17 protein-coding genes are annotated in these 13807 nt (G+C 69.5%); 11 read left to right on the forward strand and 6 right to left on the reverse strand.

Annotated features, from left to right (window positions below; translation table 11 throughout):
• Position 1: 1 nt before the first annotated feature.
• Together LXT13_RS22350 and slmA are read left to right on the forward strand one after the other, a co-directional pair.
• Complete coding sequence (locus LXT13_RS22350) at positions 2–688, forward strand: response regulator (RefSeq protein WP_233374522.1); 687 nt, start codon at positions 2–4, stop codon at positions 686–688.
• Between the two features lie 10 nt (positions 689–698).
• Positions 699–1325: a nucleoid occlusion factor SlmA gene (gene slmA / locus LXT13_RS22355; protein ID WP_233374523.1), complete on the forward strand. Its 627-nt coding sequence runs from the start codon at positions 699–701 to the stop codon at positions 1323–1325.
• Here slmA and LXT13_RS22360 read toward each other — a convergent pair.
• Genes LXT13_RS22360 through LXT13_RS22370 form a run of 3 tightly spaced genes read right to left on the reverse strand, consistent with a single transcriptional unit; the run spans position 1314 to position 4933 of the window.
• Positions 1314–2372 (reverse strand): hypothetical protein, encoded by a 1059-nt coding sequence (locus LXT13_RS22360; RefSeq protein WP_233374524.1) that lies wholly within the window; start codon positions 2370–2372, stop codon positions 1314–1316. The genes slmA and LXT13_RS22360 overlap by 12 nt on opposite strands.
• Entirely contained in the window at positions 2369–4351 is a 1983-nt protein-coding gene (locus LXT13_RS22365) for a bifunctional metallophosphatase/5'-nucleotidase (RefSeq protein ID WP_233374525.1), read from the reverse strand. The genes LXT13_RS22360 and LXT13_RS22365 overlap by 4 nt, the downstream gene beginning before the upstream one ends.
• Positions 4352–4366: 15 nt before the next feature.
• Entirely contained in the window at positions 4367–4933 is a 567-nt protein-coding gene (locus LXT13_RS22370; RefSeq protein WP_233374526.1) for a PEP-CTERM sorting domain-containing protein, read from the reverse strand.
• 154 nt (positions 4934–5087) lie between these two features.
• Between LXT13_RS22370 and LXT13_RS22375 the strand changes: the two genes are divergently transcribed.
• From LXT13_RS22375 to tatC, 8 genes are all read left to right on the forward strand, one after another.
• Positions 5088–6014 (forward strand): ATP-binding protein, encoded by a 927-nt coding sequence (locus tag LXT13_RS22375; protein ID WP_233374527.1) that lies wholly within the window; start codon positions 5088–5090, stop codon positions 6012–6014.
• Complete coding sequence (locus tag LXT13_RS22380) at positions 6007–6453, forward strand: NUDIX domain-containing protein (RefSeq protein ID WP_233374528.1); 447 nt, start codon at positions 6007–6009, stop codon at positions 6451–6453. Before LXT13_RS22375 ends, LXT13_RS22380 begins: the two co-directional genes overlap by 8 nt.
• Before the next feature lie 4 nt (positions 6454–6457).
• Entirely contained in the window at positions 6458–6847 is a 390-nt protein-coding gene (hisI, locus tag LXT13_RS22385; RefSeq protein WP_233374529.1) for a phosphoribosyl-AMP cyclohydrolase, read from the forward strand.
• Entirely contained in the window at positions 6840–7166 is a 327-nt protein-coding gene (locus LXT13_RS22390; RefSeq protein WP_233374530.1) for a phosphoribosyl-ATP diphosphatase, read from the forward strand. Before hisI ends, LXT13_RS22390 begins: the two co-directional genes overlap by 8 nt.
• Positions 7163–7510 (forward strand): histidine triad nucleotide-binding protein, encoded by a 348-nt coding sequence (locus LXT13_RS22395; protein ID WP_233374531.1) that lies wholly within the window; start codon positions 7163–7165, stop codon positions 7508–7510. The genes LXT13_RS22390 and LXT13_RS22395 overlap by 4 nt, the downstream gene beginning before the upstream one ends.
• Positions 7511–7608: 98 nt before the next feature.
• Positions 7609–7842: a Sec-independent protein translocase subunit TatA gene (tatA, locus tag LXT13_RS22400; RefSeq protein ID WP_233374532.1), complete on the forward strand. Its 234-nt coding sequence runs from the start codon at positions 7609–7611 to the stop codon at positions 7840–7842.
• Between the two features lie 12 nt (positions 7843–7854).
• The gene (gene tatB, locus LXT13_RS22405) at positions 7855–8331 is read left to right on the forward strand and encodes a Sec-independent protein translocase protein TatB (protein WP_233374533.1); all 477 of its coding nucleotides are present in this window, start codon (positions 7855–7857) and stop codon (positions 8329–8331) included.
• The gene (gene tatC, locus LXT13_RS22410; protein ID WP_233374534.1) at positions 8328–9122 is read left to right on the forward strand and encodes a twin-arginine translocase subunit TatC; all 795 of its coding nucleotides are present in this window, start codon (positions 8328–8330) and stop codon (positions 9120–9122) included. The genes tatB and tatC overlap by 4 nt, the downstream gene beginning before the upstream one ends.
• On the opposite strand, the gene LXT13_RS22415 is transcribed toward tatC, so the two are convergent.
• Positions 9098–10276: a S1C family serine protease gene (locus LXT13_RS22415; RefSeq protein WP_233374535.1), complete on the reverse strand. Its 1179-nt coding sequence runs from the start codon at positions 10274–10276 to the stop codon at positions 9098–9100. The genes tatC and LXT13_RS22415 overlap by 25 nt on opposite strands.
• Before the next feature lie 17 nt (positions 10277–10293).
• On the opposite strand from LXT13_RS22415, the gene LXT13_RS22420 reads away from it, so the two are divergent.
• Positions 10294–11040, forward strand: coding sequence for a Nif3-like dinuclear metal center hexameric protein (locus LXT13_RS22420; protein ID WP_233374536.1), 747 nt, complete (start codon positions 10294–10296; stop codon positions 11038–11040).
• Positions 11041–11050: 10 nt separating this feature from the next.
• Here LXT13_RS22420 and LXT13_RS22425 read toward each other — a convergent pair whose 3' ends face one another.
• Positions 11051–11968 carry a M14 family metallopeptidase gene (locus tag LXT13_RS22425; protein ID WP_233374537.1) on the reverse strand — a complete coding sequence of 306 codons (918 nt, stop codon included), beginning with the start codon at positions 11966–11968 and terminating at the stop codon, positions 11051–11053.
• Positions 11965–13764 (reverse strand): DUF885 domain-containing protein, encoded by a 1800-nt coding sequence (locus tag LXT13_RS22430; protein ID WP_233374538.1) that lies wholly within the window; start codon positions 13762–13764, stop codon positions 11965–11967. Before LXT13_RS22430 ends, LXT13_RS22425 begins: the two co-directional genes overlap by 4 nt.
• Between the last annotated feature and the right edge of the window lie 43 nt (positions 13765–13807).

Below are 13807 nucleotides of genomic sequence, written 5' to 3' on the forward strand. Positions count from 1 at the left end.
AATGACCCCGTTCTCGGTCCTCATCGTCGAAGACCAGGCCCGCTTCCGCGAGGCCTTTACGCATGCCCTGGGCAGCGTGCCCGACATCGAGCTCCTCGGCATCGCCCCCGATCTGCCGCAGGGCCGCCGCATGTTCGACCAGCTGCAGCCCGACGTGCTGCTCGTGGACCTCGATCTGCCCGGTGGCAGCGGCATCGAGCTGATCCGCCATGCGGCGCAAACGCGCCCGCAATGCGAAGTCATGGTCATCTCCGTGTTTGGGGACGAGCAGCATGTCGTCGCGAGCATTGAGGCTGGCGCCACCGGCTATCTGCTCAAGGACAGCCTTGCGCTGGACCTGCCGGGCCAGCTGCGCTCGCTGCGTGCGGGCGGCAGCCCCATCAGCCCGGTCATCGCCCGCCGGCTGCTGGTGCGCCTGGCGCCCGGCGCGCAGAGCGCCCAAGGGCCGTCGCCTGAAGCGATGGCCGCGACGCTGGCCGACGAGGAGATCGTCGCGTTGTCCGAGCAGGAGAGCCGCGTGCTGCATCTAGCGGCCAAGGGCTTCACGTTCGACGAGATCGCGCAGTTCATGCAGGTCTCGCCGCACACGGTCATGACCTACGTGAAGCGCGTCTACCGCAAGCTGCACGTGCGCTCCAAGGTCGAGGCAATTTACGAGGCCCGGCGGCTGGGCTGGCTGCGGGACTAGCATCCCCGCCATGGACGCCGACCTGCCTGCCACCGCCCCGCCCATCCCCAAGAGGCGCCCCAAGCCCGGCGAGCGGCGCACGCAGATTCTGCAGGTGCTGGCCAGCATGCTGGAGCAGCCGGGCGCCGACCGCATCACCACTGCGGCGCTGGCCGCCCGGCTGGACGTGAGCGAAGCGGCGCTTTACCGCCACTTCGCCAGCAAGGCGCAGATGTTCGAGGCGCTGATCGACTTCATCGAGCACAGCGTCTTCGGGCTCATCCACCAGGTCGTCGACGCGCCGCATCCGCTGCCGCCCCCCGGCCCGGCCGCGCGCATCGCGAGCCTCGTCCTGCAGTTCGGCGAGAAGAACCCCGGCATGGCGCGCGTCATGGTGGGTGATGCGCTGGTGTACGAGAACGAGCGGCTGACGGCGCGCATCAACCAGTTCTTCGACCGCGTCGAGTCTTCGCTGCGCCAGGTATTGCGCACCGCCGCGGAGGCGCAGGGCTCGCTGACGCCCACCGTGCAAGCCAACGCCCACGCGTCGGTTTGGATCAGCTTCATCATCGGCCGGCTGCACCGCTATGCGCGCTCCGGCTTCAAGCGGCTGCCGACCGAGCAACTCGAAGCCTCGCTGCGCGCGTTAGCGCAGTAGCTGGGCGATGTGGGGCAGGGCGCCCTCGTAGAGCTCGTCCGGCGTGACGGCCTGCGCGTCGCTGCGCACGGGCAGGCCGGGCAGCGCGGCAGCTGGCAGCAGGTGCTCGCCGCCATCCTCGCCGGGCATGGCCAGGCCGATGAGCCGCCCGGCGCCGTCGAACACCGGTCCGCCCGACAGCAGCGCGCCACGCGGCCAGCCCAGCGCCTGGGCCCCGTGGCGGTCCGTGCGGCCCAGGAAGCCGAGCTGCAGCACGGGCCAGGCCGGCCCAGCACTGTCGACCCGGGGCATGCCCAGCCGGGACGCCGGGCTTCCGGCAAACGCCGGCCTCGGCGCGCGCGTCAGCGAGGAGGTGGCCGGCAGCGGGGGCTCCACATGCAGCAAGGCCAGGCCGAGTGCGGCGAGGTCGGGGTCGGCTGCGGCGCGCCGCGCGTGGCTCGCACGGCCCAGGCCGTTGCGTAGCCACAGCGTCGCGTTGCCCTGGGCGGCCGATGCGGGCACCAGTGCCAGCTGTCCGGCGTCCAGCAGCAGCCCGGTCGTTACCGGACGCGCGCGCTGCGGCACCGCGACACCGTGTGGCCATGGCGCCGGCGCGGCTCCGGGCAAGGGCTGATCGAGGGCCAGGCCGTCTAGCAGTCGCACCAGCGCGGCGTCTGACGGATCGCCGACGTTCAACCGCCGCCGCGCGTAGTCGGCCTGGCCCGACACCGCCAGCAGCCACAGGTGCAAGGCTCGCGCTGCGGGTTCGTCGCGGTGCGCCGCTGCCGTGTGTGCAGCGAATGCCAGCGCCTGGCGGATGTGGCCGGCCTGCAACTGCATCTGCAGCTGCAGTAACTCGGTGTCGGCCGCATGGCTCATGCCGGCGGCGGTTTCCAGCGGTACCAGCGCGGCGTCCGGCTCGCCACGCGACAGGGCCGCCCGCGCATCGCCGAGCAGGTGCTGGCGCACGACCTCCTGCGCCGGCGGCAGCGCGTCGTCGTGAGCCGCGGTGGCGCCTGCCAGCAGCGCGGCCAGAAGCAGGCCCCAGCGCCGGATGCGTGGCGTCAAGGTGCGACGCTGATGCGCGGCTTGCCCAGCTCGGCGGCCGCGCCGTTGTAGGCAGCGGCTGGTGCCTTGTAGCCGGCGAGGTAGGCGATGAGCGCATCGATGTCCTGCGCGCCGCCCAGCGTATTCGTGCCACCGATGAGCACGCCGAAACCGTCACCGCCGGTCGCCATGAAGTTGTTCACCGTCACGCGGTAGGTCTTGTTCGGGTTCTGCACGACGCCGTTGATGACCAGCATCTCCGTCGGGCCGGTGAGCTGCGGCGGCACGGTGGTCAGATCCTTCGGCGTGAAGCTGACGTTCCGGATGCGCGCGCCGCAGCTGCCGCTGGCGGACCAGCTGTAGCTGAAGCCGTTGCTGATCTGCAGGATGCGGTTGCTGCCACCCTGGCCCAGGCAGTTGGCGAACTGCTGTTCCAGCACGTCCTTGATCTGCTGCTGCGTCAGCGTCATCGTCACCAGGCTGTTGCCGAAGGGCTGGACGGTGAAGGCGTCACCGTAGGTCAGGGCATAGGGGTAGCTGGCGCCGGTAGGCTTGACGAAGCCCGGGTTGCGCACGCCGCCGGCATTCATGAAGGCGATCTGTGCGCCGCCAAGGCCGGCCGGCTGCGTCGCGGCGAGCTGCGCATCGGCGATTAGGTCGCCGGCCGGCATCTCGCCGGCGGCGTTGGCGGTGTTGGGCAGGTCGCCGGTGATCGTGGCGACGACCGCGTTGGCCAGCGGCGAGACGGCTGACTTGTACGCCGCGACGACATTCGTGACGCCGGGGTTCTGCGCGACGTGGTTCTGCGCGGCGACGACGGCTGGATCGGTCGCCGCGACGATGGCGCCGCCCTGGCGCCTGTCGCGTGCCGCCAGCACGTTGGTGGGGCTCACGTCGATGACGTCGCGGGTGGTCGGGTCGATCTGCAGGTCGATCTCGGTGACCATGCGGCCGAAGGCGCTGGCACTGGTCACCGGCACGAGGCGGCCGACCTTGTTCGGCACGCCGGCCACGCGCGATGTCGTCGTTGCACCGTTGCTGCTGACGTCAATCGTGTTCCTGGAGCAGTTGTAGGCCGCGTGCGTGTGGGCACTGACGACGAGGTCGACCGCGTTGTCCAGCCGCTTGACGATGGCACGGATGTCGCTGTCGCTGCCGTCGCCGTTGCGCAGATCGCCGGTGCAGCCGTTGATGTCGCTGGTGGTCGCCTGCGTGCCGCCGCCGGTGATGACGTTCTGGAAGCCGCCTTGGTGCACCAGCACGACGATGGACTCGATGCCCTGCGCGCGCAGCTTGGGTACGAGCGCGTTGACTGTGTCGGCCTCGTCGTCGAACCGTAGGCCGGCCACGCCGGTGGGCGTGACGATGCCGGGCGTGCCCTTGAGCGTCATGCCAATGAACGCGACCTTCACGCCGCCGAAGCTCTTCACGCCGTACGCCGCAAAGAGCGGCCGTCCGCTGGCGGTCTCGACGACGTTGGCCGACAGCCACTGGAACTTCGCGCCATCGAACGTGCCCGGCGCGGATGAACCGAAGCCGCGGCAGCTGTTGGTGTCCGGCACGCCGGAGCCGGTCAGCTTGCAGCCGCCCGTCTGCAGCCGGCGGAGCTCGGCCTTGCCCTTGTCGAACTCGTGGTTGCCGACCGACGAGAAGTCCAGGCCGATCTGGTTCAGCGTCTCGACAGCGGGCTCGTCGAAAAACAGCGCCGAAATCAGCGGCGACGCGCCGATCAGGTCGCCTGCGCCGACGACGACGGTGTTGCGGTTCTTCGCCCGCATGCCGGCCACATAGGCAGCGAGGAACTCGGCGCCGCCCACGTCGGGGCGGTTGCCGGCGCTGGCGTAGGCGCCCACCGTGTTGGGGCCGAAGGTGCCGGGGGATTCGAGGTTGCCGTGGTAGTCGTTGAGGGCCACGATCTTGACGCTGATGGGCGTGGCGGCCGTGGCGGTGCCGGCGGCCAGCGCGGCAGCCAGTGCGAGGGGCAGGACGTGCAGGCGCATGTCGGGTCTCCGGAGTTAGCTGTTGTTGTCGTTGCGGCGGCGCAGCGCGCCGAGCAGCAGGCCCAGGCCGATGAGCAGCAGCGCCGCCGTGGCCGGCTCCGGCACGGGGCTGACGGTGAGCTTCAGGCCGCCGATCGTGGCGTTCAGCGGGCCGTAGTCGACGTCGATGGCCGACTGGAACAGTGCGCCGGTGATGGCATGCGTGCCGGCGCCCAGCGTGAAGCTGCCGCGGCTGAACGCCGGGTTGGCCAGCGCAGCGTCCGGGTCGAAGGTGATGTCGCCGCGCGTGTCGCCGTTCACGGAAGCGCCGGTGCTGCCGATCAGCTGGCCGCCGTCATACACGTGGAAGCGGTCGCCCGAGAAGCCGGTGTCCACCACGGTGAGGCGGCCCACGAAGCCCGGGTCGATCGTGATGTTGAAGCTCAGTGGCGTGCCATCGTCGGCGACCCAGCCAAAGCCGTACGGCGGCAGGTTGGCGTCGACGGTGAAACCGGCCCAGCTGCCGTCGGTGGGCAGCGTGTCGGCGTGGGCGCTGGACAGCGCTGCAAGCGCGAGCGTGGTGGCGATCAGGGCGGTGCGCATGGTGGTCCTCGGTGGGGCTGCGGATGGGGACATGCTCGGCCGCTGCGGTGTCCTGACGTTGACGCCTGCCTGCCGGCGGCACAGGCCGTTGGAACCAGCGCGTGTGAACCTTGCGTGAACCCCGACGGGAATGGCGGCCGCCTAAACTGGTGCGATGTCTGCCGCCCTGGAATCCCTCCTCAGCCGCGCCGAAGGCCTGCTCACGCGGCTGGAAGCCGTGCTGCCCCATGCACCCACGCCGCCCGACTGGGCCGCGTCTACCGCCTTCCGCGCGCGCCGCCGCCATGGCGCGCTGTGCCTAGAACCGGTCCGGTCCGTCAGCCGCATCCGGCTGACGGACCTGCAGGAGGTCGAGCCGCAGAAGGAGAAGCTGCTGCGCAACACGGCCCAGTTCGTCGCGGGCCGGCCGGCCAACAACGTGCTGCTGACCGGCGCCAAGGGCACGGGCAAGAGTTCCCTGATCAAGGCCGTGCTCAACGAATTCGCCGATCGCGGCCTGCGTCTCATCGAAGTCGACAAGGCCGACCTCGTCGACCTGCCGGATCTTGTCGAGCAGGTGGCGGCGCGCCCGGAGCGCTTCGTCGTTTTTTGTGACGACTTGAGCTTCGACGAAGGCGAGGCCAGCTACAAGGCGCTGAAGAGCGTGCTGGACGGATCGGTCGCAGCCGCCAGCGACAACGTGCTGATCTACGCGACAAGTAACCGCCGCCACCTGCTGCCCGAGAAGATGGCCGACAACCTCGGCGGCACGCATGGTGAACTTGGCGAGATCCACCCTGGCGAGGCGGTGGAGGAAAAGATCTCGCTGTCCGAGCGCTTCGGCCTGTGGATCAGCTTCTACCCGTTCAGCCAGGCGGAGTACCTGACCATCGTGGCCCAGTGGCTGCGCCACTTCGGGCTGGACGCTCCGGCCATCGAAGCGGCCCGCCAGGACGCGCTGATCTGGGCGCTGGAGCGCGGCTCGCGTTCGGGCCGCGTGGCCTTCCAGTTCGCGCGTGACCGCGCGGGGCGGGGCAGCGTCGACACGCCGTCCGCGCTGGAGATCCAGGGCGATGCGCCGGAGGGGCTGGACCATGTCTGACGTCGACCGGGTGCCGGTAGAGGTGGCCGTCGGCGTGCTCGTGGAACGGGATTCGGCCGGCAGCGAAGGCCGCTTCCTGCTGACTTCGCGCCCCGAGGGCAAGGTCTACGCCGGCTACTGGGAGTTCCCGGGCGGCAAGGTCGAGGCCGGCGAGACGGTGGAGCAGGCGCTGGCCCGGGAGCTGCGCGAGGAGCTGGGCATCCGGATCGGCGCGACCCATCCGTGGCAGGTGCTGGTCATGGACTATCCGCATGCCCGCGTGCGGCTGAACTTCTGCAAGGTGTTCGACTGGACCGGCGACTTCCAGATGCTCGAAGGCCAGCAGATGGCCTGGAGCCAACTGCCGGTGGCGGTGACCCCCGTGCTGCCTGGCACCATCCCGGTGCTGCAGTGGTTTGCCGCGGAACGCGGCCATGCCGGCCCGACTCACCTAGACTGAACATATGACTTGGCTTGATGACGTGAAGTGGGATGACCGGGGCCTGGTGCCCGTCATCGCGCAGGAGCAGGGCACGGGCGACGTGCTGATGTTCGCGTGGATGAACCGCGAGGCGCTCAACGCTACCGCCGAGCGCGGCCAGGCCGTCTACTGGAGCCGTTCGCGCAACAAGCTGTGGCACAAGGGCGAGGAGAGCGGCCACTTCCAGCAGGTGCACGCCATCCGCATGGACTGCGACAACGACGTCGTGCTGCTGACCGTCACGCAGCTCGGGCACGATCCCGGCATCGCCTGCCACACGGGCCGGCACAGCTGCTTCTTCCAGAAGCTGGAGAACGGCGTCTGGAGCACCACCGAACCGGTGCTGAAGGACGCGCACAAGATCTATGAGTGACGACATCCTCCGCCGCGTCGGTGCGGTCATCGAATCCCGCAAGGGCGCCGACCCTTCCGCCAGTTACGTCGCCAAGTTGTTCGACAAGGGCCTGGACGCCATCCTGAAGAAGGTCGGCGAGGAAGCCACCGAGACCGTTATGGCCGCCAAGGATGGCGACCCGAAGAAGGTCGTCTACGAGGTCGCCGACCTGTGGTTCCACAGCATGGTGGCACTGGCCCATTTCGGCCTGAAGCCCGAGGACGTGCTGGCCGAGCTGGCCCGCCGCGAAGGCCTGTCCGGCCTCGCTGAATTCGCCCAACGAGGAAGCACCCGATGAGCGCAGATCCGAACTGCATCTTCTGCAAGATCGTCGCCGGCCAGATCCCCAGCAAGAAGGTCTACGAGGACGAGGAACTGCTCGCCTTCCACGACATTCATCCCTGGGCGCCGGTGCACGTGCTCATCATCCCCAAGCGCCACATCGCGTCGATGGCCGAGGTGACCGAGGCCGATGCGGCCTTGCTCGGCCGGATGACCACGCTGGGCCCGCGGTTGATGAAGGAACTGGGTGTCACCAACGGTTTCCGCCACATCATTAACACCGGGGCCGACGGCGGGCAGGAGGTGTTCCACCTGCACCTGCATGTGATGGGCGGTCCACGCCCGTGGTTGAAAGGCTGAGCCTCGCCCCCAGCTAACGTCGGCGTGTGACGCCACGATGGCAAGGGCCGCGCGGCCCCTCACCTAGAATTTGAGCCAGTCCACAAGGAGTACACATCATGGGTTCATTCAGCATCTGGCACTGGCTGATCGTCCTGGTCGTCGTCATCGCGATCTTCGGCACCAAGAAGCTGCGCAACGTCGGTTCCGACCTCGGCGCCGCCGTCAAGGGTTTCAAGGACGGCATGAAGGATGGTTCGACCGACGCACCGGTCGCACCGGCGCAGCAGGTCACGGCCAACAAGGTCAACGACCCCAACACCGTCGACGTCGACGCCAAGACCAAGTCCTGAATCTGACGACTAGTGCTTGATTTCGGCTTTGACAAGCTCGCGCTGATCGGCGCGGTGGCGTTGATCGTCATCGGCCCCGAGAAGCTGCCTCGTGTCGCCCGCACGGTGGGTACCTTGCTGGGCAAGGCGCAGCGCTACGTCGCCGACGTGAAGGCCGAGGTGAACCGGTCCATTGAGCTGGAGGAACTCCAGAAGATGAAGACCCAGTTCCAGACGGCCGTCAACGACGTGGAGCAGAGCGTGCGCCAGGAGGTCGACTCCGCGACGCAGGCGTTGAACCAGACCTGGGGCGACGTGAGCGGCGAGGGCGCATCCTATGAATCCGGGCTACCGGCGCCGCAGCCCGAGTACCGCCATCCGAAGAAGAACTGGCGGCTCAAGCGCGGCGCCACGCCGCTATGGTTCAAGCAGAAGGCCGGCGTGCGCCGCCACACCCAGTCCGGCGCCGCCCGTGTGGCCCGCTTCCGCCCTCCCGGCACGAGGACATGAGCTCCTTCCAGAACCCTGACCACGACGAACTGGCCGGCACCGAGCAGCCCTTCGTCGCCCACCTGATGGAGCTACGCGACCGGCTTTTGCGCGCCGTCGTCGCCGTCGCCGTCTGCTTCGGTGTGCTCGCCCTCTACCCTGGCCCCGGCGCGCTGTACGACCTGCTGGCGCAGCCGCTGGTCTCGCACCTGCCAGAGGGCACCAAGCTCATCGCGACCAATGTCATCGCGCCGTTCTTCGTGCCGCTGAAGATCACGCTGCTGGCCGGCTTCCTGCTGGCGCTGCCGGTGGTGCTCTACCAGGCCTGGGCCTTCGTCGCGCCGGGCCTGTACTCGCACGAGAAGCGGCTGGTGCTGCCGCTGGTGGTGTCGAGCACGCTGCTGTTCTTTGCCGGCGTCGCGTTCTGCTATTTCTTCGTCTTCGGCCAGGTCTTCAAGTTCATCCAGAGCTTCGCGCCCAAGAGCATCACGGCGGCGCCGGATATCGAGGCCTACCTGGGCTTCGTCATGAACATGTTCATCGCGTTCGGCGCGGCCTTCGAGGTGCCGGTCATCGTCGTCGTGCTGGCCCGCATCGGCGTCGTGTCGGTGGAGAAGCTGCGCGAATGGCGCGGCTACTTCATCGTCGTGGCGTTCATCGTCGCGGCCGTCATCACGCCGCCGGACATCGTCTCGCAGCTGGCGCTGGCCATCCCCATGTGCCTGCTCTACGAGCTGGGCCTGTTTGCGGCCACCTACTTCATCCGCAGCACCAAGGCGCCTGAGGATCAGTCGTCTTCCGACGCCCGCTGAGGCTTGGGTCGCTGGCCCACGGCGACGGAGAACGTCATCGCCTGGCTGCCGCGCTGAACGCTGACGTCGACCTGGCTGCGCGGCTTGAGGGCCGCGACGCTGGCCAGCAGTTCGGCCGGCGTGGCCACCGGCCGATCACCCACGCGCGTCAGCACGTCGCCCGGCCTGATGCCGGCCTTGGCCGCCGGCGCGTCATTGACGACGCCGCCGATCAGCACGCCGCGCGCGCTGCCCAGCTTCAGTGCCTCGGCCAGTTCCGGCGTCAGCTCGCGGGTCTGCACACCGATCCAGCCGCGTGAGACGCTGCCGTCCTTCAGGATGGCCGCCGCCACCTGCCGCGCCACGTCGACGGGAATGGCAAAGCCGATGCCCAGCGAGCCACCGCTGCGCGAGAAGATGGCCGTGTTGATGCCCACCAGGCGTCCGTCGGCGTCCACCAACGCGCCGCCCGAGTTGCCGGGGTTGATGGCGGCGTCGGTCTGGATGAAGTTCTCGAAGGTGTTGATGCCGAGCTGCGAGCGGCCCAGCGCCGAGACGATGCCCGACGTGACCGTCTGGCCGACGTTGAACGGGTTGCCGATGGCCAGCACCACGTCGCCGACTTGCAGGCTGGTCGCGTCGCCCAGCCCGATGGCTGGCAGGTCGGGCAGGTTGATCTTCAGCACGGCCACGTCGGTCTCGGGATCGGTGCCCACCAGCGTGGCCTGCGCCTGGCGGCCATCGCTGAGCTGCACCTCGATGTCCGACGCGCCTTCAACGACGTGGTTGTTCGTCAACAGTACGCCGTCGGCCGAGATGATGACGCCCGACCCCAGACCCAGCTGGGGGCCGTTGCGCGGCCGGCCGAGGCCGAACGGGAAGCCGAACAGCGGCTCGCGCGTGCGGCCCGCCGCCTGGGCCGGGGCTTTGCTGGCCGTGATGCTGACGACGGCGGGTGCCGCCGCGCGGGCCGCCTGCGCGAAGCCGATGCGTGCAACGGAAGCCGGCGCGGCCTGCAGCGGTGGCAGCGCGATCTGGCGCGCCGTCTGTGCGATGGGCGCCTCGCGCAGCTGCGAGGCCTGCAGCCACTGCGGCTTAAGCGTTGCAATGACGAAGACGGCGGCGAGGATCACCGTGACCGCCTGCGCGAAAATCAGCCAGAGCCGCCTCAACACCCGTTCACCTCACACCCATGACCGATCGCGCCGCGCTGGAACGCCAGCTCAACCAGTGGCTGGAGCCCGCCCGCTTCAAGGATTATGGGCCGAACGGTCTGCAGGTCGAGGGTCGTGCCGACGTGCGCCACCTCGTCTGTGGTGTCACCGCCAGCCTGGCGCTGATCGATGCCGCCATCGCGGCCGGGGCTGATGCCATCCTCGTGCACCACGGCCTGTTCTGGCGCGGCCAAGACGGCCGCGTGACGGGCTGGATGAAGCAGCGGCTGGCCCGGCTGCTGCGGCACGACGTCAGCCTGTTCGCGTACCACCTGCCGCTGGACGCGCATCCGGCGCTGGGCAACAACGCTCAGCTCGGCGCGCGGTTGGGCTGGACGGCCGATGGCCGCTTCGGTGACCAGGACCTCGGCTTCACCGCGGCCGTCGAGCCGACCGACCTGCCGGCGCTCACGGTGCGGCTGCAGCAGGCGCTGGGTCGTGCGGTGACGGCGGTGCCGGGCGACGGTCGGCCGCTGCGCCGCGTGGCCTGGTGCAGCGGCGGCGCGCAGGGGTATTTCGAGTCGGCCATCGCGGCCGGGGCGGATGTCTTTGTCACCGGCGAGATCTCCGAGCCGCAGGCGCACTACGCCCGCGAGACCGGTGTGGCGTTCATCGCCGCAGGCCACCACGCCACCGAGCGCTACGGCGTGCAGGCCGTGGGCGCCCAGGTGGCGCAGGACCTGGGGCTGTCCTGGCAGTTCATCGACATCGACAACCCGGCCTGAGGTAGCCGCGTCAGGCCCGCGCCAGCGCGAAGTCCACGGCCGCCTTGACGGCGATGACCTGTGCCAGCGTGCATTGCTCGGGCGTGGCGAGGGGGCTGTCGGGGTAGACCTCGGTCGTCGTCGCGAAGCGGGCGCCCGTGATGGCCGCGCACAGCTGCCAGCGGCTGACCGGGAACTCGATAACGCCAGGCGATTGCAGCGGCGACTCGTTGATCTGGCCGTTGGCATCCGGCGCAGCGATGTGGGTCACCTGCGCGACCGCGTTGATGACGGCGCGCTGGAACTCGGGCTGGGGGTGGTCGATGTCGTCGACGAGATAGAAGCCGTCCTGGATCTCGCCGGGCGCGAAGGGCTGGCCGTCGCGTGCCGCCAGTGCGGGGCGGAACTCGGATTCGTCGGTGTCGGTCGTCTCGTGCAGGTCGATGTGCATCAGCACGCGGCCGTGCAGCGGGGCCAGCAGCGCGACGAGCGCGGCCGACTCGCCGGCCGGGCTGCCGGCGCGGAAGTTGCGGTTCGGGTCCAGCGCATCGAAATTCCAGCGCTGAACGCGTTCATAGGCCCAGGGACTGACGCAGGGCACGACCAGCAGGTTGGCGCGGCCGGCGGTGGCGTGGCCGTGCTCGCGCACGTAGCGCAGCGCGCCGTGCACGCCGCTGGTCTCATAGCCGTGCACGCCGCCCGTGACGACGAGGGTAGGCAGCTCGTCGCGCCAGTCGCGGCTGCGTACGGCCAGCAGCGGGAACCGCTCGCCGTCGTAGTGCAGCGCGCCGTACTCGCTGACGTCGAAGTCGTTGCGGAGCGTGTCGATGGCCGCGACGACGTCCTGCGCGTGGCTGCGTTGCCGCACCAGCCGCGCCCGCCACGCGCGCACGTCCGCCTCGCCCCAAGGCTGGCCGGGCGTGCCGACCGGGTAGAAGGCGGGGCTCATGCGCGCGCCTTCTCGCTGGCGATCCAGCCGTCGATGCGCTGCTCCAGCAGTGGCAGCGGCATGGCGCCCTGGTCGATGACGGCGTTGTGGAAGCGGCGCTGATCGAAGCGGGCGCCGAGGGCGGCTTCGGCGCGGGCGCGCAGCTCAAGGATCTTCAGCTCGCCCATCATGTAGCTCAACGCCTGGCCGGGCAGCGATGTGTAGCGGTCCACCTCGGCGGCCATGAAGACGGGGTCGTGCCCGGTCTGCTCGATCATGTAGGCGATGGCCTGGTCGCGGCTCCAGCCCTGCGCGTGCAGGCCGGTGTCCACCACGAGCCGGGCGGCGCGGAACATCTGTCCCTGCAGGTGGCCGAAGCGGGTGTAGGGGTCGCGGTACAGGCCGATCTGCGGGCCTAGCGTCTCGGCATACAGCCCCCAGCCTTCGCTAAAGACCGAGTACTGCGACTGGCGGCGGAACTTCGGCAATTCGCCCAGCTCCACCTGGCGGGAGATCTGCAGGTGGTGGCCCGGCACGGTCTCGTGGGCGACGAGCGTCTCCATGGCCCATTTGGGCCGGCGCTTGAAGGCAATCGCATTGGCGTTGAACCAGCCGGGTGTCGTGCCGTCCAGCGACGGGCCGTTGTAGTTGTCTGCCGCGCCCTCGCCGGTGTAGGCCGGCATGCCGCGGATGCCGTAGGTCGAACGCGGCAGCTGGGCGAACAGCTTGGGCAGCTCAGGGTCGATGCGCTTGGCAATGGCGCGGTAGCCGTCCAGCAGTTCTTCGCCGCTTTGGTTGAAGAACTTCGGGTCGCTGTAGAGGAACTTCTTGAAGGCCGCGAGGTCACCGTCGAATCCGGCCTCGGCCTTGGTTTTCTCCATCTCGGCGCTCAGCCGGGCGACCTCGCGCAGCCCCACAGCGTGGATGTGGGCGGCCGACAGTGGGAGCGTCACGTTGCGCAGGATCAGCGCCTCGTAGACCTTGTCGCCGCCCGGGTAGCTCGACAGCGAGCCGCTCTCAGGCGCCCTGGGGAGCAGCTCGTCCTTCATGACCGCCAGCAGCCTGCGCTGGGCGGGGTAGAAGTGCTCGCGCAGCGCCGCCCGACCCTCGTCCTGCAGGCCCGTGCGGGCGCTAGCGGCGACTGTCATGCGGTTGAAGGGTTCGTAGACCGGGCTCCGGGTCACGTTGTCCGGCAGTTGGCCCTCCGCCTGGGCTATGGCTCGCACCAGCACCGGCCGGGCCGTGACCCAACCCAGCGCGAGGCCCCGGCGCAGGATGGCGATCTCCTGGTCTACCCGCGCCGGGTAGGCCGCGAGCCGGGCCAGCCATTGCCGCACCTGTGTCTCGTCGTTGACGGGCACGTTGCGCGCGAAGCCCGCCAGTGCCGACTGCGCGCCGTACAGCGTGCCCAGCGTCAGCGTGCGCCAGCCGGCGAAGCCTTGCATCGCGACATCCTGCTCGTAGCGGTGCATGAACAGCGCGAGCGACACGCGGTCGGTCTCGTCGAGCGTGCTGGCATCGATGGTGCGGGCGCGTGCCAGCATGTTCCGGGCGAAGGCGTCGCGCGCCGCGAGAGCAGCCGGCGAGCGGTCGGCGAGCTTGTCGTTGTAGCGCAGGTCGCCGCGCAACGATGCTCCTTCGGGCGCTGCACGGGCCTCGGTCTCCCAGGCTTCATCGAACAGCGCGTGCAGCGCCTCGCGCGTGCGCACAGCGGCGTCCGTGGCCGCGGCGGTGGTGGTGGGTGGGGCCGGCGGGGTGGCGGCCAGTGAGGTCAGCTGCAGGCCCGCGATGAGGGCGGCGACAAGGGTCTTGTGCAAGAAGTTCTCCAGGGCTGGATGAGCCGGTCGGCAGTCTGCCAGC

The sequence above is a fragment of the Pelomonas cellulosilytica genome (assembly GCF_021353265.1).
GTDB lineage: Bacteria > Pseudomonadota > Gammaproteobacteria > Burkholderiales > Burkholderiaceae_C > Pelomonas > Pelomonas cellulosilytica.

Coding starts and splice junctions, on each gene's coding strand:
- LXT13_RS22390 (WP_233374530.1), top strand. CDS start 6,840: ATGAGTGACGACATCCTCCGCCGCGTCGGTGCGGTCATCGAATCCCGC.
- LXT13_RS22380 (WP_233374528.1), top strand. CDS start 6,007: ATGTCTGACGTCGACCGGGTGCCGGTAGAGGTGGCCGTCGGCGTGCTC.
- slmA (WP_233374523.1), top strand. CDS start 699: ATGGACGCCGACCTGCCTGCCACCGCCCCGCCCATCCCCAAGAGGCGC.
- tatC (WP_233374534.1), top strand. CDS start 8,328: ATGAGCTCCTTCCAGAACCCTGACCACGACGAACTGGCCGGCACCGAG.
- LXT13_RS22375 (WP_233374527.1), top strand. CDS start 5,088: ATGTCTGCCGCCCTGGAATCCCTCCTCAGCCGCGCCGAAGGCCTGCTC.
- LXT13_RS22395 (WP_233374531.1), top strand. CDS start 7,163: ATGAGCGCAGATCCGAACTGCATCTTCTGCAAGATCGTCGCCGGCCAG.
- tatA (WP_233374532.1), top strand. CDS start 7,609: ATGGGTTCATTCAGCATCTGGCACTGGCTGATCGTCCTGGTCGTCGTC.
- LXT13_RS22370 (WP_233374526.1), bottom strand. CDS start 4,933: ATGCGCACCGCCCTGATCGCCACCACGCTCGCGCTTGCAGCGCTGTCC.
- LXT13_RS22425 (WP_233374537.1), bottom strand. CDS start 11,968: ATGAGCCCCGCCTTCTACCCGGTCGGCACGCCCGGCCAGCCTTGGGGC.
- LXT13_RS22365 (WP_233374525.1), bottom strand. CDS start 4,351: ATGCGCCTGCACGTCCTGCCCCTCGCACTGGCTGCCGCGCTGGCCGCC.
- LXT13_RS22350 (WP_233374522.1), top strand. CDS start 2: ATGACCCCGTTCTCGGTCCTCATCGTCGAAGACCAGGCCCGCTTCCGC.
- hisI (WP_233374529.1), top strand. CDS start 6,458: ATGACTTGGCTTGATGACGTGAAGTGGGATGACCGGGGCCTGGTGCCC.
- LXT13_RS22420 (WP_233374536.1), top strand. CDS start 10,294: ATGACCGATCGCGCCGCGCTGGAACGCCAGCTCAACCAGTGGCTGGAG.